The organism is Pseudomonas sp. PVC-5-1, from assembly GCF_057444345.1.
The window spans coordinates 4,184,504-4,207,599 of record NZ_CM172024.1; the positions used below are offsets into that span (position 1 = coordinate 4,184,504).

Here is a 23,096-nt window from a genome sequence, read left to right on the forward strand (position 1 = left end):
GCCCGCCTCAGTGCGAGCCGGGCTTTTCTTGTTTGCAGGAGGTGCACTTGCGTTCACTGTTCTGGCGCATCCTGGCCAGTTTCTGGCTGGCCATCACCCTGGTTGCGGGCCTGTCGATCCTGCTGGGCCACATGCTCAACCAGGACGCCTGGATCCTCAGCCGCCACCCGGGCCTGAATACCCTGGCCAGCAAGTGGGCCAAGCATTACGAACAGGAAGGCCTGGCTTCGGCACAGCACTTCCTGGAACGGCGCAAGGACCGCTACAAGATCGACGTGCAGGTGCTCGACGACAGTGGCGAAGCCGTGGTGCCCGGCACCTTCCCGCGCCGTGCGGCGGCCTTCGAGGCACGCCAGCACAATGACCAGCGGCGCCTGCCGTGGCGCCGGTTGACCGAGGAATACACCAGCCCCGACACCGGCCAGACGTACCTGCTGATCTACCGCATCCCCCACCCGGCGCTGGATGCCTGGCACCGCGAAAGCCTGCTGTGGCCGCTCAGTGCGCTGGGCATTGCTCTGGTGGTGCTGACCCTGTTCAGCCTGCTGGTGACCCTGTCCATCACCCGCCCGCTCAGCCGCCTGCGCAGCGCCGTGCACGACCTGGGCCAGACCACCTACCAGCAGAACAGCCTGGCGCAGCTGGCGGCGCGGCGTGACGAATTCGGCGTGCTGGCCAAGGACTTCAACAAGATGGGCGCGCGCCTGCAAAGCACCATCGGCAGCCAGCGCCAGTTGCTGCGCGATGTGTCCCATGAATTGCGTTCACCGCTGGCCAGGCTGCGTATTGCCCTGGCCTTGGCCGAGCGCGCCGAACCTGAGCAGCGTGAAGCGCTGTGGCCACGCCTGACCCGCGAATGCGACCGCCTGGAAGACCTGATCAGCGAAATTCTCGCCCTGGCGCGGGTCGATGCCGAACAGGCCCATGCCGAGCCGGTCGACCTCAACGCCCTGCTCGGCAGCGTGCGCAAGGACGCCCAGCTCAGCGCACCAGAGCAGGACGTGCGCCTGGAGGCACAGCCGGGGTTGACCTTGCAGGGTTGGCCAACGCTGATCGAGCGTGCCGTGGACAACCTGCTGCGCAATGCCTTGCGCTTCAACCCGCAGGGCCAGCCGATCGAAGTCAGCGCCGCGCGCGAGCAGGACCGTATCCTGATCAGCGTGCGTGACCATGGGCCGGGGGCGGCGGCGGAGCACCTTGCGCAGTTGGGGGAACCGTTCTTCCGTGCGCCGGGGCAGGATGCGCCGGGGCATGGGCTGGGACTGGCGATTGCACGCAAGGCGGCGGAGCGGCATGGTGGTAGTCTGATTTTGGACAATCACCCACAGGGTGGATTTGTAGCTCGGCTGGAGCTGCCTGAGACTGAGGCAACCGGCAGTTGATTGATGTAAATGCTCCTGGCCTCTTCGCGGGCTTGCCCGCTCCCACAGGTACAGCACTGCCTTCAAGGCCTGTGTAGTACCTGTGGGAGCGGGCAGGCCCGCGAAGAGGCCGGATGCCTTGAGACTGCAATCAGCCCAAGGCTGCGTTACTCGCCCCAGGCACTGACGAAATCAGCAGTTTCCAGAATCGGCGCGGTGCGCGGCTCGGTCAGCGGCGTACCCACATACAGGTAACCGATCAGCTCCTCGTTCGCAGCCAGCCCCAGGCCCTTGTGCACATGGGCATCGAAAGCCATGTCCCCGGTGCGCCATACCGCACCGATACCTTGCGCATGCGCCGCAATCAGGATGCCGTGCGCGGCACAGCCCGCCGCCAGCCGCTGCTCGGACTTGGGCACCTTGAAGTGGTCCTGCAGCTTGGCAATCACCACGATCAGCAACGGCGCCCGCAGGGGCATGGCGCGGGCCTTGTCCAGGGCAGCCTGGGTGGCATCCCCCTTGTGCTGCAGCGCTTCGGCGAACAGCTCACCCAGCTTCTCGCGGCCCTGGCCTTCGATGGTGAGAAAGCGCCACGGCCGCAGCTGGCCGTGGTCCGGGGCGCGCAGGGCGGCCTGGAACAGCGCCTCGCGCTGGGCGGCATTGGGCGCCGGGTCGGTCAGGCGTGGCACGGAAACACGGTTGAGCAATGCGTCGAGAGCCTCCATCGGCTACCCTCCTGGCAGGTAAATGTGCGGCCATTCTAGCGTTTACATCACCAGACCCATAGGTAGAATGGCGCCCTTCCGTTTCGAGTCAGAGCAGATCACATGGCGTTGCCGACCTTAAGGATCATTGGTTTCATCATCGGCATCTTCCTGATTACCCTCGCAGTCAGCATGGCCGTGCCCATGGCGACCCTGGTGATCTTCGAACGCACCCGTGACATGCCGTCGTTCCTCTGGTCGAGCCTGATCACCTTCATTGCCGGCCTGGCCCTGGTGCTTCAGGGTCGCCCCGAGCATGTGCACCTGCGCCCGCGCGACATGTACCTGCTGACCGTCAGCAGCTGGCTGGTGGTGTGCGTGTTCGCCGCCCTGCCTTTCCTGCTGACCCAGCACATCAGCTACACCGACGCCTTCTTCGAGAGCATGTCGGGCATCACTGCCACCGGCGCCACCGTACTCAGCGGGCTGGACAACATGTCACCGGGCATCCTGATGTGGCGGTCGATGCTGCACTGGCTCGGCGGCATCGGCTTCATCGGCATGGCGGTAGCGATCCTGCCGCTGCTGCGCATCGGTGGCATGCGCCTGTTCCAGACCGAATCATCCGACCGTTCGGAGAAGGTAATGCCGCGCTCGCACATGGTCGCCAAGTCGATCGTGGGGGTATACGTCGGCTTCTCGATCCTGGGCGCGCTGGGCTTCTGGTGGGCCGGCATGAGCCCGTTCGATGCGATCAACCACGCCATGTCGGCGATTTCCACTGGCGGGTTTTCCACCTCCGACCAGTCGCTGGCCAAGTGGGATATCCCGGCCGTGCACTGGGTCGCGGTGGTGGTGATGATCCTCGGCAGCCTGCCCTTCACCCTTTACGTGGCGACCCTGCGCGGCAACCGCAAGGCACTGATCCGCGACCAGCAGGTGCAGGGTTTGCTGGGCATGCTGGTGGTTACCTGGCTGGTGCTCGGCACCTGGTACTGGGCCACCACCAACCTGCACTGGCTCGACGCCCTGCGCCACGTGGCGCTGAATGTGACTTCGGTGGTCACCACCACCGGCTTCGCCCTGGGTGACTACAGCCTGTGGGGCAACTTCTCGCTGATGCTGTTCTTCTACCTGGGCTTCGTCGGTGGCTGCTCCGGCTCGACGGCTGGTGGTATCAAGATCTTCCGCTTCCAGGTCGCCTACATCCTGCTCAAGGCCAGCCTCAATCAGCTGATCCACCCACGCGCGGTGATCAAGCAGAAGTACAACGGCCACCGCCTCGACGAAGAAATCGTGCGCTCGATCCTGACCTTCTCGTTCTTCTTCGCCATCACCATCTGCGTCATGGCGCTGCTGCTGTCTTTGCTTGGCGTGGACTGGATGACCGCCCTGACCGGCGCTGCGGGTACGGTTTCGGGTGTGGGGCCGGGCCTGGGTGAAGTGATCGGCCCATCGGGCAACTACGCCACGCTGCCGGATGCTGCCAAGTGGATTCTCGCCAGCGGCATGTTGCTCGGCCGATTGGAAATCATCACCGTGCTAGTGTTGTGCATGCCGGCGTTCTGGCGCCACTGACCACCTCGGGCTCGGCGCCCAGGCGGGCGCGGTACTCACTGGGCGTGACATGGAACCAGCGGCGAAACGCACGGTAGAAATTGCTGGGGTCGGCAAAACCCAGCAGGTAAGCGGTTTCCAGCAGGGTCATGCCCGGCTGCGCCAGGTACTGTTCGGCCAGTTCGCGGCGGGTGTCGTCAAGCAGGGTCTGGAAGCTGGTGCCCTCCTCATGCAGCCGCCGCTGCAAGGTGCGCTGCGACAGGTGCAGGGCCTGGGCCAGGGTTTCGCGCTTGGGCTCGCCCTGCGGCAGGATGCGGCACAATACCTGGCGCACCCGGTGGGTGACCCGGCTTTCCGAGAAACGCGCCAGGTATTCGCCGGCAAAACGGTCATGCAGTATCGCCATGGCTTCATTGGCGGTGGGCAGCGGTGCCTCCATGTCGGCGCGCTCGAACACCAACGCATCGTGCGGCGCACCGAACACCAGCGGCGAATGGAACGCCACCTTGTAGGGTTCGATATTCTTTGGCTGCGGCCCTTGCACCAGCACCCGGCGCGGTTGCACCGGGCGACCGCTCAGCCAGCTGCACAGCGCCAGCGCGCAGGCCAGCGATGCTTCGGCGCTGTGCCGGGTCGGTGGCAAGTGGTCGCCGTGTACGGTCAGGATCAGCGAATAGCCCTCGGGGCCGAGGACGAAGCTGAGGTCGGAGCTTTCGGCAATGATGCGCTGGTAACGCACCAGGCGCTCGAAGCCTTCGGCCAGGGTGCGGCTGGACATCAACGCATAACCCACCACATGGAACGATGCCGGGCGCACCACCCGCGCCATGTTCAGGCCTATGGCCTCGTTGCCCGACAGCTCTACCGCCAGTTGCCACAGCCGGGTCATGGAGTCCTGGGGGAAGCGCGCGTCGGGGTCGTCGAGGGCAGCGAAATCCAGCCCCAGCTGCTTGAACATGGCCCGGCAGTCCAGCCCTTCCAGTTCGAGTGCCTTCACGATCCCTGATGCCCAGCTGGCTGACGTGGTTCTTTCGCTCATGACAGGCTTCTTATGCTGACCGCTCCTGCGGTGAACCCCAAGGATATTCAATTGGCGCCTATTGTCACTGATAGGCTTCGCCAGTCACTCTAGACTCGAATCAGGCTCCACGCCGTGCATCTTGTCCAGAAGTGTTAATCCCGGAGCACTGTCATGAACCGCACAGCGCAGTTTCGCAGTTTTGCCGAGTTCTACCCTTACTACCTGGGGGAGCACAGCAACCCCACCTGCCGCCGCCTGCACTTCGTCGGCACCAGCCTGGTGATAGCCCTGCTGGCCTACACCATCGGCAGTGGCAAATGGTTGTTGCTGCTGGCCTTGCCCGTGTTCGGCTACGGCTTTGCCTGGGTCGGGCATTTCTTTTTCGAAAAGAACCGGCCTGCAACCTTTACCCATCCGCTGTATAGCCTGATCGGGGATTTCGTGATGTTCAGGGATATCCTGCTGGGCAAGATCAGCCTGTAGATTTTTTGGGGCCGCTTTGCGGCCTATCGCGACACAAGGCCGCTCCTACAAGGTCCGCGTAAATTCCGGGTTCACGCGATCGTTGTAGGAGCGGCCTTGTGTCGCGATGGGCTGCAAGGCAGCCCCCAGGGCCCTCAAGCCCTACGCTGGTTCGCGCACCGCCGCCGCTGCCTGCGCTTCCCGCGCCTGTGCCTCGGCCAACCGATACAACTCGATCGTGCCATCCCAATGCTCGATCAGCGCCGTGCACGACTCCACCCAATCCCCGCAATTGAGGTACTCCACCTCCCCCACCTGGCGAATCTCGGCATGGTGGATATGCCCACACACCACCCCATGAAAACCGCGACGGGTGCACTCGTGGGCAATGGCATCCTCGAAGTCGCTGATGAAGTTCACCGCGCCTTTGACCTTGTGCTTCAGGTACGCCGACAGCGACCAATAGCCGTATCCATAGCGGGCACGCCAGTGGTTGAGCCAGCGGTTGAGCACCAGGGTGAATTCGTAGGCACGGTCACCGAGGAACGCCAGCCAGCGGTGGTAACGGGTAATCACGTCGAACTGGTCGCCATGGATCACCAGCAGGCGGCGGCCATCGGCGGTCAGGTGCTCGGCCTCGTCCACCAGCTGGATGTTGCCGAGGATCAGCCTGGAGTAACGGCGCAGGAATTCGTCATGGTTGCCGGTGACGTAGATCACCTCGGTGCCCCGCTTGCTCATGGTCAACAGGCGGCGAATCACGTTGGTGTGGGCTTGAGGCCAGTAGATACCACCGCGCAGCTTCCAGCCATCGATGATATCGCCCACCAGGTAGATACGGTCGGCCTGGTAGCCCTTGAGGAACTGCGACAGGTGTTCGGCCTGGCAGTCGCGGGTGCCCAGGTGCACATCGGAAATCCACAGGGTACGCACGCGTTGCTTGCGCGAGGGACGTGACAGTTCGGCATGGGTCATGGGCAGGCTCCGACGCAGTTTGCTGGAGACTGGCAGGCGCGGATGACAGATCGGTGGCAAAACCGTTACGAGTGATGGACCGCGAGGAATGAGGCACAATGCGCCTCTGCCCTGCGAGGACGCCTCTCCCCATGACCGCCGGCCCGATCCTCTCGCTGCGCCATTACCGCGACAGCCTGATCGCCCACAGCCACGAACACCCGCAACTGGTGTTCGGCCTGCGCGGTCGCCTGGACTTCGAGGTGCAGGGGCATGGCGCAGGGATCGATCGACAGGGGTTGATCGTGGTACCGGCGGGCGCCCATCACACCTGCGCCAGCGATGGCGGCAGCGATTGCCTGGTGCTGGATGTACCAGGGGACCATTGGTTGCGCGAGCAACTGGGCGAACATGCAGATGCCAGCCGCCGCCTGCTCGACCGCCCCGCCGCCCTGGGCCTGGATGAGCGCCAGCAACAGTTGGTGGACTGGCTGGCGACCAGCCCCATGCACGACCCGCTGATTGCCCGACAAGGGGCAGCGCTGCTGCTGGCCAGCCTCAACCCCACGGCGGCCGCCAGCGTCACAGCCAGCCAGCGTCTGCCCTATGCCGCCTTCGATGCACATATCGAGCGGCATGCCGCCTACCCGCTGCAAGTGGCTGACCTGGCGCGCATCGCCGGGTTGTCCAGCGCCCGCCTGCATGCGCGCTTTACTGCGGAATGCGGGATGACGCCGATGGACTACATTCGCCAGCGGCGCTTGCTCAAAGCGCGACGGCTGGTGATGCAGACCTTGCTACCGATGGGGGAGATTGCGGCGCAGGTGGGGTACAGCTCGCAAAGTGCGTTTTCGGCGGCGATGTTGCGGGCGTTCGGGTGTACGCCGTTGGCTTTGCGGCGAGAGTCTGGCGACAATTGACGCCAGTCTTGCGACAGACCGCCTTTGCCTGTGCCTATACACTTTGCCTGTGCCGGCGCTTTCGCGGGTGCTGCACAGGCTTCAAAAGCGGTGCAGTACCCGTGGGAGCGGGCATGCCCGCGAAGAGGCCGGCACAGCCAGTAGAGATCTTGAGCAAGGACCACCCATGAACCACCGCACCGCCCTCGGCGCCCTGCACATCGGCGCGCTGTTCTTCGGCCTCACCGGCGTCTTCGGCAAACTGGCCGCCAGCGCCAGCCCGGCGATCATCGTCTTCGGCCGCGCCGCCTTCGCCGTGCTCGCCCTGGCCCTGTTCGCCAGCCTGGCCGGCCCGGGCTGGCAACGCCTGAGCGGCCAGGACGCCCGCCGCCTGCTGCTCGGTGGCGTGCTGCTGGCCGGCCACTGGGTCAGCTTCTTCATCGCGGTAAAGGTTGCCGGTGTGGCCATCGCCACCCTCGGCTTCGCCAGCTTCCCGGCCTTTACCGTGATCCTCGAGGGCCTGCTGTTCCGCGAACGCATCCGCCGCAATGAGGCTTTGCTGGTACTGCTGGTCAGCATCGGCCTGGTACTGGTCACGCCGGCATTCGACCTGGCGAGTGAAGCCACCGGTGGCCTGCTCTGGTCATTGCTGTCGGGGCTGCTGTTCTCCCTGCTGTCACTCACCAACCGCGCCGGCTCCGGCCGCCTGCCTGCAGTGCAGGCGGCGCTGTGGCAGAACCTGGTGGTGGGCCTGTGCCTGCTGCCGTTCGCGGCGCCGGACCTGGCCGGCGTAGCCACCATGGACTGGCTGTGGATCGCCCTGCTCGGCATCTTCTGCACCGGCGTGGCGCACAGCCTGTTCGTCGCCAGCCTGTCGGTGATCAAGGCGCGCACCGCCGCCGTGGTGTTCGGCATGGAACCGGTCTACGGCATCGCCGTGGCCTGGGTGGTGTTCGCCGAAACCCCCACCCTGCGCATGCTGCTGGGCGGTGCACTGATCATCTTCGCCATCGTGCTTTCCAGCCGCCTGGCCGCCGAACAACCGCCCAGGCAGCGGCCACTGGCCGAAAGCGCCTGATTCAGCGGTCGTTGTGACCCAGGTCACGCTGCGGGTCGATCTGGTCGCGCACCCGCTGCTTCAGCACCTTGGCTTCGGGGAAGCCACCGTCGGCTTTGCGCTCCCAGATCTGCACGCCATTGCAGGTAATGCGGAAGATACCGCCGGTGCCAGGCTCCAGGGCCACTCGACCGAGGTCGTCGGCAAAGGTGCTGAGCAGTTCCTGGGCCAGCCAGGCGGCCCTCAGCAGCCATTGGCACTGGGTGCAATACGTGATGACAATTTCCGGTTTGCTGTCAGCCATGGTGAGGCATCTCCAGATGAGGGGCCGCTTATACTAGCGGTCTTTAGCCCACGGTTTGAGACTCACGATGCGCCGTTTGCTGTTCTGTTTCCTGCTCACCCTCTCCTCCTTCACAGCATTCGCCGCCGAACCGGCCAGGCCCAAGGTTGGCCTGGTGCTGTCAGGGGGCGCGGCCCGCGGCCTGGCCCATATCGGTGTGCTCAAGGCCCTGGAGGAACAGGGGGTACGCATCGACGCTATCGCAGGCACCAGCATGGGGGCGGTGATAGGCGGCCTGTATGCCTCTGGCTACAGCGTCGAAGAGCTGGAAAAGCTTGCCACCACCCTCGACTGGCAACAGGCGCTGTCCGATGCCCCGCCGCGCAAGGACGTACCGTTCCGGCGCAAGCAGGATGACCGCGACTTTCTGGTCAAACAGAAGCTTAGCTTTCGCGACGACGGCAGCCTGGGCCTGCCGCTGGGGGTGATCCAGGGCCAGAACCTGGCGCTGCTGTTGGAAAGCAAGCTGGCGCACACCGCCGACACCCGTGACTTCGACAAGCTGCCAATCCCCTTCCGCGCCGTGGCCACCGACATTGCCAGTGGCGAAAAGGTGGTGTTCCGCCGTGGCCACCTGCCCCAGGTGATCCGCGCCAGCATGTCGATCCCGGCGGTGTTCGCCCCGGTCGAGCTGGACGGCCGGCTGCTGGTGGACGGCGGCATGGTCGACAACATCCCGGTGGACGTCGCCCGCGAAATGGGTGTGGACCTGGCCATCGTGGTCGACATCGGCACGCCGCTGCGTGACCGCAAGCAGCTGGCCACGGTGGTCGACGTGCTCAACCAGTCGATCACCCTGATGACCCGGCGCAACTCGGAAGAACAACTGGCCAGCCTGCACCGTGACGACATTCTCATCCAGCCACCGCTGACCGCCTTTGGCGTCACCGACTTTGGCCGCGCCAGGGAAATGATCGAGGCCGGCTACCGCGCCACCCGCCTGCTCGACCCGCGCCTTGTCGCCCTGCGCCAGCCCGAAGGTGACAGCAGCCTGGCCGTGGCCCGCTCGCCACGCCAGCGCACGCCAACGATAACCGCGATCAGGATCGAGAACGACTCCAAGGTCAGCGACGAGGTCATCCGCTCGTACATCCGCCAGCCGATCGGTGCGCCGCTGGAGCTAGGCCGCCTGCAGACCGACATGGGCACGCTGTACGGCCTGGACTACTTCGACCGGGTGCAGTACCGCGTGGTGCACAAGGGCGACGACAACACCTTGGTGATCAACGCCCGGGGCCGACGCGGTGGCACCGACTACCTGCGCCTGGGCCTGAACCTGTCGGACGACCTGCGCGGCGACAGCGCCTTCAATCTGGGCGCCAGCTACCGGGTAAACGGCATCAACAGCCTCGGCGCCGAATGGCTGACCCGTGGCCAGATCGGCGACCAGCAGGAGTTGTACAGCGAGTTCTACCAGCCGCTGGACGTGGGCTCGCGCTACTTCATCGCACCGTACCTGGACTTCAGCTCGCAGAACATCGAAGCCACCCTGGACAACGACCCGGTGGCCGAGTACCGCCTGGAGCGTTACGGTTTTGGCCTTAACGTGGGGCGGCAGATCGGTACCAACGGTGAAGTGCGCCTGGGCGTGGGCAAGGCCTGGGGAGAGGCCGAGGTGCGCATCGGCGACCAGGACCTGCCCAAGGTCAGTTTCAACGAAGGTTTCTACGAGCTGAAGTACTCGTTCGACACCCTGGACAACGTGTACTTCCCGCACAGCGGCGAGGACATCGGCCTGACCTTGCGCAAGTACGACCAGTCTCTGGATTCCGACCAGGATTACCGTCAGTGGATGTTCAACCTGGACAAGGCCATCAGCAGCGGGCCGAACACCTTCGTGCTGGGCGGGCGCTACGGGCGCACGCTGGATGATACCGAGGTGGTGACGTCGAGCTTCGTGCTGGGTGGCGCGCGGGAGCTGTCAGGCTTTCGCCAGGACTCGGTGTCGGGGCAGAACGTGAGCCTGATGCGCATGGTCTACTACCGCCGCCTGACGCCACGGGCCTACGTACCGCTGGACTTCCCGCTGTACATCGGCGGGTCGCTGGAGCGAGGGCGGGCGTGGAACAACGACAACGAGTTCGACAGTGGGTACATCAATGCGGCGAGCATCTTCCTGGGGCTGGAGACGCCGCTGGGGCCCTTGAACTTCACTTATGGTGCCAACAGTGCGCATGAGCAGGCGGTGTACCTGAACCTTGGGCATACCTTCTAGGTGCCGGACACATTGTGGGAGCGGCTTTAGCCGCGAACACCGGCGAAGCCGGTGCCATACACCGCGTTGCATTCTTCGCGGGTAAACCCGCTCCCACAGGCCGCAAAGCGGCCCCAACCCCCCTCAGGATTTCTCCAGGTTGGCCAGGATCTTGGCATGCACCCGCATGCACACCTGCAGCTCCGCCTCATCCACCCCGGTGAACAGCTCTACCCGCAGTTGATTGGCAATGGTCTCGATCTGGTCGATCAGCGGCTTGGCCGGCGGGCACAGCACAATTTTCTTCGCCCGTCGGTCCTCCAGCACCGCCTGCCGGCGTACCAGCCCCTGCGCTTCCAGGCTATCGAGCAGGCGTGCCAGGGTCGGGCCTTCGACGCCCACGCTCTGGGCCAGCTCACGCTGGGTCGGGGCCTCTTCGAAACGGGCCAGGTGCAGCAACACCAGCCAGCGCGCCTGTGAAAGGTTGAGCCCGGCCAGGCGGCGGTCCAGCTCGGCACGCCAACCCCGGGACATCTGGGCCAGCTGCATGCCGAAGCGGTGTTGGTTGTCGGTCAGGGGCATAAGTAACTCATTGAATAGATCTAATTATTAGGCAGCTAACCATGGCCCGCCCCACGAGGCAAGGCTCGGGCACCCTGGAATGTTCGATAATCGTCAAAAAACATGACAAAGGTCAGCAGACGGCAGTTCTGCCTTCGATCCTGTCACCACTTACAACTCGAACTCGGCCGCCAGCGCAGCCCGCACGCAGTACAGCACGCCCTCCGGCACCCGTCCCCCGAACAGCGGCGCAATCGCAGACACCGGTGGCAGCTCGCCCTCGCCATCGAGGAAGGCATCCTGCACTTCCATCAACAGGTCTTCCGGCAGGTCCAGGGCCTGTTCCAGGCTCAGTTCCTGGCGGCCCAGCGCCTCGGCCAGCAGGCTGTAGACGTTCTTCTCGCTGCAGTTGAGCTGGCCGGCGATCTGCGCCGGGGTCATGCCGGCGCGTGCCAGGCTGACCAGTTCGTGGCGCAGGTCGAGCACTACTTTCGGTGCTTCGTCAGTGCCACCGCTATTGTTCAGCACCTCGAGGAAGGCCTGGCCATAACGCTCCAGCTTGCGCGCGCCCACGCCGCTGACCTGGGCCATGTCGCTGAGGCTGACCGGCTGGCTACGCAGCATCTCCAGCAGCGTCGAGTCGGGGAAGATGACATAGGGCGGCACGCTGTGCTCCTCGGCCAGCTTGCGCCGCAGGGTACGCAGTGCTTCCCACAGGTCGCGCTCTTCGGCACGCACCAGCTGGCTGGCCGGGCTGCCGCCGCTGGACGACGAGGTCCTGGCGGTGGTCTGCGGCTTGAGGTCACGGCGCAGCTGCAAGGTCACCTCGCCCCGCAGCAGCGGCCGGCAGCTGTCGGACAGGCGCAGGCCACCGTAGCCTTCCAGGTCGATGTCGACCAGGCCGCGCGCCACCAGCTGACGGAACAGCGAACGCCACTCGACCTCGGCCAGCCCCTTGCCGACGCCAAAAACCGAGAGTTTTTCGTGGCCGAAATTGCGCACCTTTTCGGTGTCCTTGCCCAGCAGCACGTCGACCAGGTGCCCGACGCCGTAGCGCTGGCCGGTGCGGAACACCGCCGACAGCGCCTGACGGGCAGGCTCGGTGGCATCCCAGGTCTGCACCTGGTCGACACAGTTGTCACAGTGCCCGCACGGTTGCTCGAGGGTTTCGTCGAAATAGGCCAGCAGTGACTGGCGGCGGCAGCGGGTTTCTTCGCACAGGGCCAGCATGGCATCGAGCTTGTGCTGCTCGATGCGCTTGTGGCGCTCGTCACCTTCGGAGTTCTGCAGCATCTGCTTGAGCATGACCATGTCCTGCAGCCCGTAGGCCATCCAGGCATCGGACGGCAGCCCGTCACGGCCGGCACGGCCGGTCTCCTGGTAGTACGCCTCGAGCGACTTGGGCAGGTCAAGGTGGGCAACAAAACGCACGTTCGGCTTGTCGATGCCCATGCCGAAGGCAATGGTGGCGACCATGATCAGCCCTTCCTCGTTGAGGAAACGGTGCTGGTTGGCCGCGCGCGTCTCGGCCGCCAGGCCGGCATGATACGGCAGCGCCGGGAAGCCCTGGTCACAGAGGAAGGCAGCGGTTTCGTCGACCTTCTTGCGTGACAGGCAATAAACGATACCGGCGTTGCCGCGGCGCTCGCCGAGGAAGGCCATCAGCTGCTTGCGCGGCGCCTCCTTGGGCACGATGCGGTAGAAGATGTTGGGCCGGTCGAAACTCGACAGGAAGCGTTCGGCGCCTTGCAGGTGCAGGCGCTGGACGATCTCTTCACGGGTGCGCATGTCGGCGGTGGCGGTCAGCGCTATGCGCGGCACATGCGGGAACAGCTCGGCCAACTGGCCCAGTTGCAGGTATTCGGGGCGGAAATCGTGGCCCCATTGCGACACGCAGTGGGCCTCGTCGATGGCGAACAGCGAGATATCCAGATCACGCAGGAAGTCGAGCATGCGCGGCTGCACCAGGCGTTCCGGTGCCAGGTACAGCATCTTCACTTCGCCACGGCGCAGGCGCCCGGCCAGGTCACGCTGCTGCTCCGGGGTCAGCGTGGAGTTCAGCGCGGCGGCCGGCACACCCAGTTCGTCGAGCGTGGCGACCTGGTCGTCCATCAGCGCGATCAGTGGCGAGACCACCACCGTCAGGCCCGGGCGCAGCAGCCCCGGCACCTGGAAACACAACGACTTGCCGCCGCCGGTGGGCATCAGCACCAGGGCATCGCCGCCATTGGCCACGCAGTCGATGATCGCTGCCTGGCGCCCACGGAAACTGTCGTAGCCAAAGATGTCCTTGAGAACGCGCTGAGCCTGTTCGAGCATGTGCAACTCCACAAATCGCCGTACCATCCCGGATACAGGCTGGACGAAAAACCCGCCCCGCACACGCCAAATGCGTAAGCGGTTTTTGCCAGGCGGCCGGCAAACCCTGCCCCTGGATGAAAAATCGCGGAGTATACCGCAGCACCGCCCCGCGCAGGGCACCACGGCGATAGACGTTCCCTTTACCCCGCTGCCGTCGCAAGGTGCTAGAATTCGTTATCGTTTATTCCCCAAGGTAGCCCTGTAATGTCCTTCGCCGAGCAACTGACCCGCCTGCAAGCCTTCCTCGACGCCGACGAGCTGCACGAAGAAGCGCTGGACTATGTCGCCGCCCACGGCTACCTCACCGCCCTGTCGATCAATGCCGAGGAAGTGCCCGAGCGCGAATGGATCGACGCCCTGTTCGCCGAAGAGCCGCACTACGCCAGCGACGCTCAACGCACCGAGATCGAGGCCACCCTGGTGGCGCTGAAAGCGCACATCGCCCGCCAGCTGGCCAGCGACGACGAATTCGAGCTGCCGTGCGACCTCGACCTGACCGAAGAGCCAGACGATTCCGACCTGCGCGGCTGGTGCATCGGCTTCATGGAAGGCGTATTCCTGCGTGAAGAGGCCTGGTTCGAGAACGCCGAGGAAGAAGTCAGCGAGATGCTGCTGCCAATCATGGTCGGCTCGGGCCTGTTCGACGAGCAGCCGGAGTTCGCCGACATCGCCAGCAACGCCAACCTGCAGGACGACATGATCGTACAGATCCCCGAAGCACTGACGGCGCTGTTCCTGCTGCTGCATGCCCCTGACGAAAAGCCGGCACTGCTCAAGCCACGTCACCACTAAGTCGCCTGTGCGCTACCTGCTGCTGGCCACCGGCTGGCTCAGCGTCGCGTTGGGGGTGTTGGGGATATTCCTGCCGGTATTGCCCACCACCCCGTTCCTGCTATTGGCGGCCGCCTGCTTTGCCCGCAGCTCGCCGCGCTTTCACCACTGGCTGGTCCATCACCCCAAGCTCGGGCCATGGATCCGTGACTACCTCAGTGGTGAAGGCATCCCCCTCAAGGGCAAGGTCTACGCCATCGGCCTGATGTGGGCCAGCATCGGTCTGTCGTGCTATCTGGTGCCCCTGTTCTGGGCACGTATCTTCATGTTGTCCAGTGCCGTCCTGGTAAGCCTGTATATCCTCAGCCAGAAAACCCTGCACAAGCCAAAGTGACAATATTTTGTCGCCAAATATCACTTTCGCCTAATTCGTGCTTCCCTTAGCCGAAATGATTCTGGAACTCGGTTAAAGCCCTGTATTCATTGGCCTTAATGGAGTTTCTCGCCGCCATTTCCAGTGTTCATCTGCGAGCCTGTTAGATAATTTATTTAGGTTATGGCAATTTTTTATGAATAAATCTTCTTGTCTATCGCGTTGAATGTACTTAGCTGTGTTATTAAAAACCTGCAACACTATATGAAATAACTTTATCGTCATTTTTTTGGCGATTAGCAGGATCAATTCCAAGATCAGGGAGATGTACCATGCGCGTTTTGAACCCCATCACCAGTGCATTATTGTTGGCCCTGGCGAGTGCCAACGTACAGGCGATGTCGATCACAGAGGCTGTCCAGAGCGCCGTGGACTACCACCCGCAGGTCAGCTCCAACCGCAACAGCAAGCTGTCTGCCGATGAAGATGTGAAGTTTGCGCGTGGTGGGTACTACCCTTCCGTGGATCTGGTTGCCGGCTATGGCCGCCAGCGATCTGACAACACCACGACTCGTGCCGAGGGCAACCACAACAAGGAAACCCTCAACTACACCCAGTCCGAGCTGCGCCTGCGGCAGATGATCTTCGACGGCTTCAACACCTCGAATGAAGTGGGCCGCACCGAAGCGGTCTCCACCTCCCGCGCCTACTACACCCAGGCCGTTGCCCAGGATGTCGCCCTGCGTGCAGTCGAGGTGTACCTGGAAGTGCTCAAGCGCCGTGAACTGGTGACTCTGGCCAAGAACAACCTGCAAGCCCACCTGCGCGTCAACGACCAGATCGGCCTGCGCAACGAGCGCGGCGTCGGCAGCACCGCCGACCTTGACCAGTCCCGCGCACGTCGCGCCCTGGCGGAAAACAATCTGGACACCGCCGAAGTCGACCTGGCCGATGCCGAGGCCAACTTCTTCAGCGTCGTCGGCCGCATGCCGGACGAGCTGGAAAGCCCGCAGTCCATCAAGGGCGAGGTGCCTGGCACCCTCGATGAAGCCCGCGACGGCATGCGTCAGAACAACCCGTACATCAAGTCTGCGCAGGCTGACGTCAATGCTGCCGAGCAGCAATACGAAGTGGCCAAGTCGACCTTCTACCCACGCTTCGACGCCATTCTGGCTACCGGTGCCAACAACAACACCGGTGGCGAGAAAGGCCACAACAACAACGACTGGCAAGCCGGCGTGGAGATGAACTACAACCTGTTCCGCGGCGGCAGCGACAAGGCTCGCCTGCAGTCCGACGCGCACAAGATCAACCAGGCCCTGGACATCCGCAACAACGCCCTGCGTGAGCTGACCGAAAACCTGAGCCTGGCGTGGAACGCCATGAACAACGCCAGCAAGCAGCTGCCGACTGCGCGTGAATACGCCGAGACCACCAAGCGCGTGCGTGCCGCCTACCAGGACCAGTTCGGCCTGGGCCAACGTACCCTGCTCGACGTGCTCGACAGTGAAAACGAGCTGTACAACGCCGACCGCCGCTACACCGAGGTGCGTTATACCGAGGAGTTCTCGCGCTACCGCGTGCTGGCGACCATGGGCGAGCTGTTGACCAAGCAACGTATTTCGCTGCCACCGGAAGCGCTGGCTACCACCGAAGTACGCACCGAGGCGCGTTTGCCTGATATGCGTTGATCGGGTTCGAGATAGCCGGGGCCGCTTTGCGGCCCATCGCCGGCAAGCCAGCTCCCACAGGTACAGCACAAGCTTCACCCTTTGTGTTCCAGCTGTAGAAACACAAAACTTGAGCCCTGCCGCTGCACCTGTGGGAACTGGCTTGCCGGCGATAGGGCCTTCACTGCCACCTCACCCCTCACCCCTCACCATGGTTACGCTGGAACGTCTCCAAACCCATGGCCCTGATCTGCCCCTCGATCAACGCCTCGAACGGTGCCAGCAGCGCATCGAAACAGGCAGGCTGCTCCAACGCGTTCAGCGCTCCCACCACCGCCTCGATAGTCGATAACGCCCCCGCCTCCGGCGCCTTGCGCAAGCGGTAGCGTGAAGGCGCGACAGCCCCCAGGGTGACTCGCGGCAACGCCTCCAGCAACGGGTTCAGGTACAACAGCTTGCGCGCCTTGCGCCAGGTGCCGTCGGGTACGATCAACAGCAAGGGTTTGTCGTCCGTCTCGCCATAGGCCACCAACTCCTGGGCGTCGTCGCCCGGGAACAGCAGGGCCGGCCGGTAACCGGGGGTCGCCAGCAATTCGTTCAGGTCATCGAATACCTCGCCTACCCGCAACTCGGCGTTGTTCAGGCCAAGAGCGGCCAGGCGGGCGGTATTCAGGGCATGGGCGGTTTCACTGGGGTGCTGCAGCAGGATGACGCGGGTACGGCTGTCGAGCGCGGGGATCAATGAGCAGAGGCAATGGTCGAGCGGGCGCTGGCAGCGCTCGCAGCGGGGTCTGGGCATGGGGTTCTCCTTGGCGGGAACAGTTTGCCACAGAACCGGGGCCCGCTTTGCGGGCCTTTCGCCGGCAAGCCAGCTCCCACAGGATCACCACAGGCCTGAGCCTTGTGCAATACCTGTGGGAGCTGGCTTGCCGGCGAAAGGGCCGCAAAGCGGCCCCGGCGATCTCAACGGTTGAACCGCTCTGCCAGGCTATGCAGGTATTCCGCCATGCGCTCCAGGTCCTGGCTGATTTCCGCGCCCTGCCTGGCCTGCCCGGCACTCTGGTCGCACAGGTGGGCTATGCGCACGATCTGCTGATTGATGTCCTCGGCCACATGGCTCTGCTGCTCCGACGCCGTCGCCATCTGCTGGCTCATGCCAGTGATACGGCTGACCGCCTGGGCAATCCCGCTCAACGCTGCTTGCACCGCCTCGACACTGTGCACGCTGTCCCGCGAGATCTGCTCGCCGCGGCTGGCGGTGCTGACCGCGCGCTCTGCCCCGGCGCGCAACGAGGCGATGATCTGGTGGATCTCCTCGGTCGAGGCACGGGTGCGCTGGGCCAGCGAACGCACCTCGTCGGCCACCACGGCAAACCCGCGCCCCTGTTCGCCGGCACGCGCCGCCTCGATGGCTGCGTTGAGCGCCAGCAGGTTGGTCTGCTCGGCGATCGAGGTAATCACATCGACCACGCTGCCGATCGACTGGGTCTGCTCGGCCAGGGCATTGACCGCCTGGCCGATGTCGTTGACCGCATTGCTCATGCTGCCCATGGCTTGCAGGCTCTGCATGGCCAGCTCGCTGCCCTGTTGCGCCAGCTGGTCAGCATCGCCCGCTGCGTGCGCCGTGCTCTGCACGTTGTGGGTAACCTGCTGGATGGTCGCCGCCATCTGCGCGATGGCGGCGGCGGACTGGTCGGTCTCGTTGCGCTGGCGGTCGAGCATCTGTGCCTGGGCATCGGACAGGTCGGACGACTGCGCGGCCCGCGATTTCACTCCGACACCGGCATCCACCAGGCGGGTCAAAGCCGTTTGCAGGCGTGCTTCTTCACTGATGATGGCAAGATCCAGCTGGCCTTGCAGGCCTGGGTTATCACTGTAGGTCAGTGCCACCAGCGGGCTGGTGAAGGCCTTGGGATGCTCGGCCAGCGTGCGGCGGACCGCCCGGTTCTGCCGGTGCTCGACCAGATACCAGGCCAGCAGCAGGCTGGCCATCAGCATCCCGAGCGCCGCGTAGGGCGGTAGCCACAGGTAGCCCGCCGCCGACAGCAGGCCCGCACCTATCAATGGCCAACCGTGGCCCAGGCCATGCAGCAGGCGGGCCGCCCACGGCACCGGTGTGCGGCCGGCCCGCAGACGCGCATACAACGCCTCGGCGCGACGGATCTGCTCGCGAGTGGGCACCGAGCGCACCGACTCGTAGCCACTGATGCGGCCCTGCTCGTAGATGGCCGTGACGTAGGCGCTGACCCAGTAGTAATCACCGTTCTTCGCCCGGTTCTTGACGACCCCCATCCACGGTTTGCCTTGCTTGATGGTTTCCCACATGTGGCCGAACACTGCCGGCGGCATATCCGGGTGGCGCACCAGGTTGTGGGGTTGGCCGACCAGCTCGTCGTAGGTGAACCCGCTGATCGCCACGAAAGCGTCGTTGCAGTAGGTGATGCGGCTGTTGAGGTCAGTGGTGGAAATCAGGCGTTGATCGTTGGGAAAGGTTCTTTCGTGCTCAGTGACGGGCAAATTCATGCGCATCTTGGGCAATCCTTGCAGGATGAAAGGGAGGTAGACAGCAGCACACGCAAATTTGATATATAGCAGGACGCCATTATGTTGTCGGTCAGCGGCACCAACAATTTAACGGGTGCCGACGAAATACAGCATATGCCGGGCTTCAGCCCACGTTGAGCTGGCTTTTGAGGAGGTCGCGGAAGGTCTGGATCAATGGCTCACGGCTGCGCCCGCGGCGAATGATCAGCGAGAACGGTGCCTGGTAGCCGAAGGTCGACGGCGACAGCACGCGCAAGTCGCCCTTGTCGACCCAGGCCTGGGCATAGTGCTCGGGCAGGTAGCCGATGTAGGCCCCGGACAGGATCAGGATCAACTGCGCCTCCATGCTCTCCACCGTCGCCGCGCTGTGCTTGAAGCCATGCCGGGCCAGTTCGGCCTGGCTCCAGTAACCACGCCCGACCATGCGCTGCTGGGTCACCACCTGCTCGGGGATGCGCCGTTCGGCATACAACGGGTGGCGGCTGCTGCAGTACAGCCAGTGCTGCTCACGGTACAGCGGCTGGTAGAGCAGCCCGCTCATGCGCGAGGAGAACGCCCCGATCGCCAGGTCCAGACGGTTGTCCTGCACGCCCAGTTGCAGCTCGTAAGGGCTGGATACCGACAAGTGCAGGTGCACCGCCGGGTGTTCCTGGCTGTAGGCGCCAATGGCTTCGGCCAGCGGCAAGGCCCTGTCACCGACCGTGGAATCGATCACCCCCAGGTTGAGGGTGCCACGCAACTCGCCCTTGAGGGCGGCGGCGTACTGTTCGAAGCCGTCCAGCTCGGCCAGCAGGCGCAGGGTTTCCTGGTGGAACAGCTCGCCCTTGCTGGTCAGGCTGAAGCCGCCACGGCCACGGTGGCACAGCACGATCCCCAGGGCACCTTCCAGCTGGCTCATGTAGGTGCTGATGGCCGAGGTCGACAGGTTCAGCTCACGCTGGGCATTGGCAAAGCCCTGGTGGCGCACCACGCTGACGAAGATGCGCAGCAGTTTCAGGTCGGGCAAGGTCGAGGCCATGGTGCAACGGTTCCGCAGGGGGTATTAGCGCGCAGTCTAACCGCTCTGCCGCCTTTAGTTCAGAAATTCCTGAACTAAGTATTTGCCGGTAGCGATTTTTCCCCGGCACTACCTTCAGCAGACTTGGCCGAAATGTCCCTGCCCGCCGGCAAGACCACACCTGGAAGGCGCGCGGCGGCACAGGTTCGAACAAACAGAACAATCGACCGACTGATGAGGCCCACCGTGGACAAGATCCTCCACCAACCACTGGGCGGCAACGAAATGCCGCGTTTCGGCGGCATCGCCACCATGCTCCGTCTCCCCCACCTGCAAAGTGCCCAAGGCCTGGACGCCGCCTTCATCGGCGTGCCACTGGACATCGGTACTTCGCTGCGCTCCGGTACCCGTTTCGGCCCGCGTCAGATCCGCGCCGAATCGGTGATGATCCGCCCGTACAACATGGCCACGGGAGCTGCACCGTTCGACTCGCTGTCGGTGGCCGACATCGGTGACGTGGCGATCAACACCTTCAACCTGCTGGACGCCGTGCGCATCATCGAAGAAGCGTATGACGAGATCCTCGAGCACAACATCATCCCGCTGACCCTGGGTGGCGACCACACCATCACCCTGCCGATCCTGCGCGCGCTGCACAAGAAGCACGGCAAGATCGGCCTAGTGCACATCGATGCCCACGCCGACGTCAACGACCACATGTTCGGCGAGAAGATCGCCCATGGCACCACCTTCCGCCGTGCCGTGGAAGAAGGCCTGCTCGATTGCGAGCGCGTGGTGCAGATCGGCCTGCGCGCCCAGGGCTACACCGCCGATGACTTCAACTGGAGCCGCCGCCAGGGCTTCCGTGTGGTCCAGGCCGAAGAGTGCTGGCACAAGTCGCTGGAACCGCTGATGGCCGAAGTGCGCGAAAAGGTCGGCGGTGGCCCGGTGTACCTGTCGTTCGACATCGATGGCATCGACCCGGCCTGGGCTCCCGGTACCGGCACCCCGGAAATCGGCGGCTTGACCACCATCCAGGCGATGGAGATCATTCGCGGCTGCCACGGCCTGGACCTGATCGGCTGTGACCTCGTCGAAGTCTCCCCGCCTTACGACACCACTGGCAACACCTCGCTGCTCGGTGCCAACCTGCTGTTCGAGATGCTCTGCGTGCTTCCAGGCGTAGTGCGCCGCTAAACGAGAGCAACACCGTTCCCTGTGGGAGCGGGCAAGCCCGCGAAGGGGCCAGCACTGACAACCCCTGTGCATGGCAAGGGCTGTGCCCTTGTTCGCGGGCACGCCCGCTCCCACAGGGGACTAGTGCAAGCCTCTAGAAAGTACCCCGGCAGGAGCCATATGGGAGGGCCACAGAGGCCCGCCAACAACACGACAAGACCGCCGGGCGCCGTGAACCCGCCCGCGTGGTCGATCTCGCCATAATAAAGATAATCGGGAGACCCCCAATGGCCTTGGACATCATTGTTGTAATGATCTATACCGCCGGCATGCTCGGGCTTGGCTGGTACGGCATGCGGCGCGCGAAAACCCATGAGGACTACCTGGTGGCCGGGCGCAACCTCGGCCCGGTCCTGTACATGGGCACCATGGCCACCACTGTACTCGGTGGCGCTTCCACCGTCGGCACCGTACGCCTGGGCTACGTCCACGGCATCTCCGGCTTCTGGCTGTGCGCAGCCCTGGGCCTGGGCATCATCGCCCTCAACCTGTTGCTGGCCAAACCCTTGCTGCGTCTGCGCATCTTCACCGTGACCCAGGTGCTGGAACAGCGCTACAACCCAGCCGCACGCCAGGCCAGCGCCGTGATCATGCTGGCCTATGCACTGATGATCGGCGTCACCTCGACCCTGGCCATGGCCACCGTATTGCAGGTGCTGCTCGACCTGCCGTTCTGGGCCTCGCTGCTGCTGGGCGGTGGTGTGGTGGTGCTGTACTCGACCATTGGCGGCATGTGGTCGCTGACGCTGACCGACATCGTCCAGTTCGTGATCAAGACCGTCGGCCTGATGTTCATCCTGCTGCCAGTGTGCCTGTACAAGGCCGGTGGCTGGGACACCCTGGTGGCCAAGCTGCCGGCGGCCAGCTTCCAGCTGACCACCATTGGCTGGGACACCATCATCACCTACTTCCTGATCTACTTCTTCGGCATCCTCATCGGCCAGGACATCTGGCAGCGGGTGTTCACTGCCCGTGACGAGAAGGTCTGCCAGCGTGCCGGCACCACCGCCGGTGTGTACTGCATACTGTACGGCCTGGCCTGCGCCGCGATCGGCATGGCTGCGCATGTGCTGATGCCCGACCTGGCCAACCCGAACAATGCCTTTGCCGAGATGATCAAGACCACGCTGCCCGATGGCATCCGTGGCCTGCTGATGGCAGCGGCGCTGGCCGCCATGATGTCCACCGCCAGCGCCGGCCTGCTGGCTGCGTCCACCACCCTGACCGAAGACCTGCTGCCCAAATTGCGTGGCGGCAAGGCGTCGAGCCTGGGCGTCAGCCGCCTGTTCACCCTGCTCACCGGCCTGGTAGTGCTGGGCATTGCCCTGGTGGTGAACGATGTGATCAACGCCCTGACCCTGGCCTACAACCTGCTGGTCGGCGGTATGCTGATCCCGCTGATCGGGGCGATCTTCTGGAAGCGCGCTACCACCGCCGGGGCTATCGCCAGCATGTCGCTGGGCTTTGCCACCGCGCTGCTGTTCATGTTCAAGGATGGGCTGGAGGCCAATACGCCGATCTACTACAGCCTGGCAGTTGGTCTGGTCAGCTTTGTGGTGGTCAGCCTGATGTCGCGTAAATCGGTGGCGGCGGTGAAGCTGGCCTGATAGATCCCGGCTGCCTTTACTGGCCCTTTCGCGGGTAAACCCGCTCCTACAGGAATATCACAGGCCTCGAGTACTGTGGGGTACCTGTGGGAGCGGGCAAGCCCGCGAAGAGGCCGGTACAGGCAACACACAACTGGCAGACACAAAAAGGCCGCTGCACCCACCCAGGTGCAGCGGCCTTTGTCTGTATCAGCGACGACGCGGTTGGCGTTTGCGCTGCTCTTCATCAGTCGGGATCGGCACCGGCTGCAAGGGTGGTGGAATCAGCCCCAAGGCGACAGCCAGGTCATGGAGCCAGTTGGACAGTGGTTTATTCATAATGCCCCCTTGACGGGTCAGCCTCACGGCAATTCAATCCTGCGATGTTTCATACAGATCATAGCCCTATGTCCTGTATTACGCATGCCTCTATAGCTACAGATAC

Annotated in this window: 21 protein-coding genes; 11 read left to right on the forward strand and 10 right to left on the reverse strand. The window is 64.0% G+C overall.

All coding sequences use genetic code 11. The annotated features are described in order from the left end of the window. Positions 1-41 precede the first annotated feature (41 nt). Positions 42-1,382 (forward strand): sensor histidine kinase, encoded by a 1,341-nt coding sequence (locus AC2T3R_RS19225; protein ID WP_486744119.1) that lies wholly within the window; start codon positions 42-44, stop codon positions 1,380-1,382. A 146-nt stretch (positions 1,383-1,528) separates the two neighbouring features. Here AC2T3R_RS19225 and AC2T3R_RS19230 read toward each other — a convergent pair whose 3' ends face one another. Further along, positions 1,529-2,086: a nitroreductase family protein gene (locus tag AC2T3R_RS19230; RefSeq protein ID WP_013973676.1), complete on the reverse strand. Its 558-nt coding sequence runs from the start codon at positions 2,084-2,086 to the stop codon at positions 1,529-1,531. A gap of 102 nt (positions 2,087-2,188) precedes the next feature. Here AC2T3R_RS19230 and AC2T3R_RS19235 point away from each other — a divergent pair, with 102 nt between their 5' ends. Then, entirely contained in the window at positions 2,189-3,643 is a 1,455-nt protein-coding gene (locus tag AC2T3R_RS19235; protein ID WP_013973677.1) for a TrkH family potassium uptake protein, read from the forward strand. Here the strand turns inward: AC2T3R_RS19235 and AC2T3R_RS19240 are convergent. Continuing rightward, positions 3,600-4,661 (reverse strand): AraC family transcriptional regulator, encoded by a 1,062-nt coding sequence (locus tag AC2T3R_RS19240; protein ID WP_410952713.1) that lies wholly within the window; start codon positions 4,659-4,661, stop codon positions 3,600-3,602. The genes AC2T3R_RS19235 and AC2T3R_RS19240 overlap by 44 nt on opposite strands. Before the next feature lie 153 nt (positions 4,662-4,814). Here AC2T3R_RS19240 and AC2T3R_RS19245 point away from each other — a divergent pair, with 153 nt between their 5' ends. Beyond that, positions 4,815-5,126 (forward strand): Mpo1-like protein, encoded by a 312-nt coding sequence (locus AC2T3R_RS19245; protein ID WP_015271286.1) that lies wholly within the window; start codon positions 4,815-4,817, stop codon positions 5,124-5,126. Positions 5,127-5,267: 141 nt separating this feature from the next. Here the strand turns inward: AC2T3R_RS19245 and AC2T3R_RS19250 are convergent, their stop codons facing one another. Next, entirely contained in the window at positions 5,268-6,080 is an 813-nt protein-coding gene (locus AC2T3R_RS19250; RefSeq protein ID WP_410952712.1) for a UDP-2,3-diacylglucosamine diphosphatase, read from the reverse strand. Positions 6,081-6,211: 131 nt separating this feature from the next. Between AC2T3R_RS19250 and AC2T3R_RS19255 the strand changes: the two genes are divergently transcribed. Both AC2T3R_RS19255 and AC2T3R_RS19260 read left to right on the forward strand, forming a co-directional pair. Beyond that, entirely contained in the window at positions 6,212-6,979 is a 768-nt protein-coding gene (locus tag AC2T3R_RS19255) for a helix-turn-helix transcriptional regulator (protein WP_410952711.1), read from the forward strand. A gap of 166 nt (positions 6,980-7,145) precedes the next feature. Continuing rightward, positions 7,146-8,036, forward strand: a complete 891-nt coding sequence (locus AC2T3R_RS19260) for a DMT family transporter (protein ID WP_410952710.1) — start codon at positions 7,146-7,148, stop codon at positions 8,034-8,036. Between the two features lies 1 nt (position 8,037). On the opposite strand, the gene AC2T3R_RS19265 is transcribed toward AC2T3R_RS19260, so the two are convergent. Continuing rightward, positions 8,038-8,319: an Rdx family protein gene (locus tag AC2T3R_RS19265; protein WP_003259082.1), complete on the reverse strand. Its 282-nt coding sequence runs from the start codon at positions 8,317-8,319 to the stop codon at positions 8,038-8,040. A gap of 67 nt (positions 8,320-8,386) precedes the next feature. Here AC2T3R_RS19265 and AC2T3R_RS19270 point away from each other — a divergent pair, with 67 nt between their 5' ends. After that, entirely contained in the window at positions 8,387-10,573 is a 2,187-nt protein-coding gene (locus tag AC2T3R_RS19270; RefSeq protein WP_013973684.1) for a patatin-like phospholipase family protein, read from the forward strand. 123 nt (positions 10,574-10,696) lie between these two features. On the opposite strand, the gene AC2T3R_RS19275 is transcribed toward AC2T3R_RS19270, so the two are convergent. Then, positions 10,697-11,134 (reverse strand): MarR family transcriptional regulator, encoded by a 438-nt coding sequence (locus AC2T3R_RS19275; protein WP_013973685.1) that lies wholly within the window; start codon positions 11,132-11,134, stop codon positions 10,697-10,699. 150 nt (positions 11,135-11,284) lie between these two features. After that, the gene (recQ, locus tag AC2T3R_RS19280) at positions 11,285-13,432 is read right to left on the reverse strand and encodes a DNA helicase RecQ (protein WP_410952709.1); all 2,148 of its coding nucleotides are present in this window, start codon (positions 13,430-13,432) and stop codon (positions 11,285-11,287) included. A gap of 246 nt (positions 13,433-13,678) precedes the next feature. On the opposite strand from recQ, the gene AC2T3R_RS19285 reads away from it, so the two are divergent. From AC2T3R_RS19285 to AC2T3R_RS19295, 3 genes are all read left to right on the forward strand, one after another. Then, positions 13,679-14,266 carry a YecA/YgfB family protein gene (locus AC2T3R_RS19285; RefSeq protein ID WP_013973687.1) on the forward strand — a complete coding sequence of 196 codons (588 nt, stop codon included), beginning with the start codon at positions 13,679-13,681 and terminating at the stop codon, positions 14,264-14,266. Next, positions 14,220-14,639 (forward strand): YbaN family protein, encoded by a 420-nt coding sequence (locus tag AC2T3R_RS19290; RefSeq protein WP_161551430.1) that lies wholly within the window; start codon positions 14,220-14,222, stop codon positions 14,637-14,639. The genes AC2T3R_RS19285 and AC2T3R_RS19290 overlap by 47 nt, the downstream gene beginning before the upstream one ends. Before the next feature lie 311 nt (positions 14,640-14,950). Continuing rightward, entirely contained in the window at positions 14,951-16,309 is a 1,359-nt protein-coding gene (locus AC2T3R_RS19295) for a TolC family outer membrane protein (protein WP_397461313.1), read from the forward strand. Between the two features lie 178 nt (positions 16,310-16,487). Here the strand turns inward: AC2T3R_RS19295 and AC2T3R_RS19300 are convergent, their stop codons facing one another. The 3 genes from AC2T3R_RS19300 to AC2T3R_RS19310 all read right to left on the reverse strand — a co-directional run bounded on the left by AC2T3R_RS19300 (position 16,488) and on the right by AC2T3R_RS19310 (position 19,850). Beyond that, on the reverse strand, positions 16,488-17,087 hold the full coding sequence (locus tag AC2T3R_RS19300) for a tRNA-uridine aminocarboxypropyltransferase (RefSeq protein WP_367245693.1): 600 nt from the start codon (positions 17,085-17,087) through the stop codon (positions 16,488-16,490). Positions 17,088-17,251: 164 nt separating this feature from the next. Further along, positions 17,252-18,817, reverse strand: coding sequence for a methyl-accepting chemotaxis protein (locus AC2T3R_RS19305; protein ID WP_486744121.1), 1,566 nt, complete (start codon positions 18,815-18,817; stop codon positions 17,252-17,254). Positions 18,818-18,956: 139 nt separating this feature from the next. Next, on the reverse strand, positions 18,957-19,850 hold the full coding sequence (locus AC2T3R_RS19310) for a LysR family transcriptional regulator (RefSeq protein ID WP_013973692.1): 894 nt from the start codon (positions 19,848-19,850) through the stop codon (positions 18,957-18,959). A 225-nt stretch (positions 19,851-20,075) separates the two neighbouring features. Here AC2T3R_RS19310 and speB point away from each other — a divergent pair, with 225 nt between their 5' ends. Then, on the forward strand, positions 20,076-21,026 hold the full coding sequence (gene speB, locus AC2T3R_RS19315; protein WP_013973693.1) for an agmatinase: 951 nt from the start codon (positions 20,076-20,078) through the stop codon (positions 21,024-21,026). Positions 21,027-21,292: 266 nt separating this feature from the next. Beyond that, a complete protein-coding gene (locus AC2T3R_RS19320) occupies positions 21,293-22,672 on the forward strand; it encodes a sodium:solute symporter family protein (protein WP_013973694.1) in 1,380 nt (459 codons plus the stop codon). A gap of 189 nt (positions 22,673-22,861) precedes the next feature. On the opposite strand, the gene AC2T3R_RS19325 is transcribed toward AC2T3R_RS19320, so the two are convergent. Continuing rightward, the gene (locus tag AC2T3R_RS19325) at positions 22,862-22,990 is read right to left on the reverse strand and encodes a PA1414 family protein (protein WP_009683677.1); all 129 of its coding nucleotides are present in this window, start codon (positions 22,988-22,990) and stop codon (positions 22,862-22,864) included. Positions 22,991-23,096 lie beyond the last annotated feature (106 nt).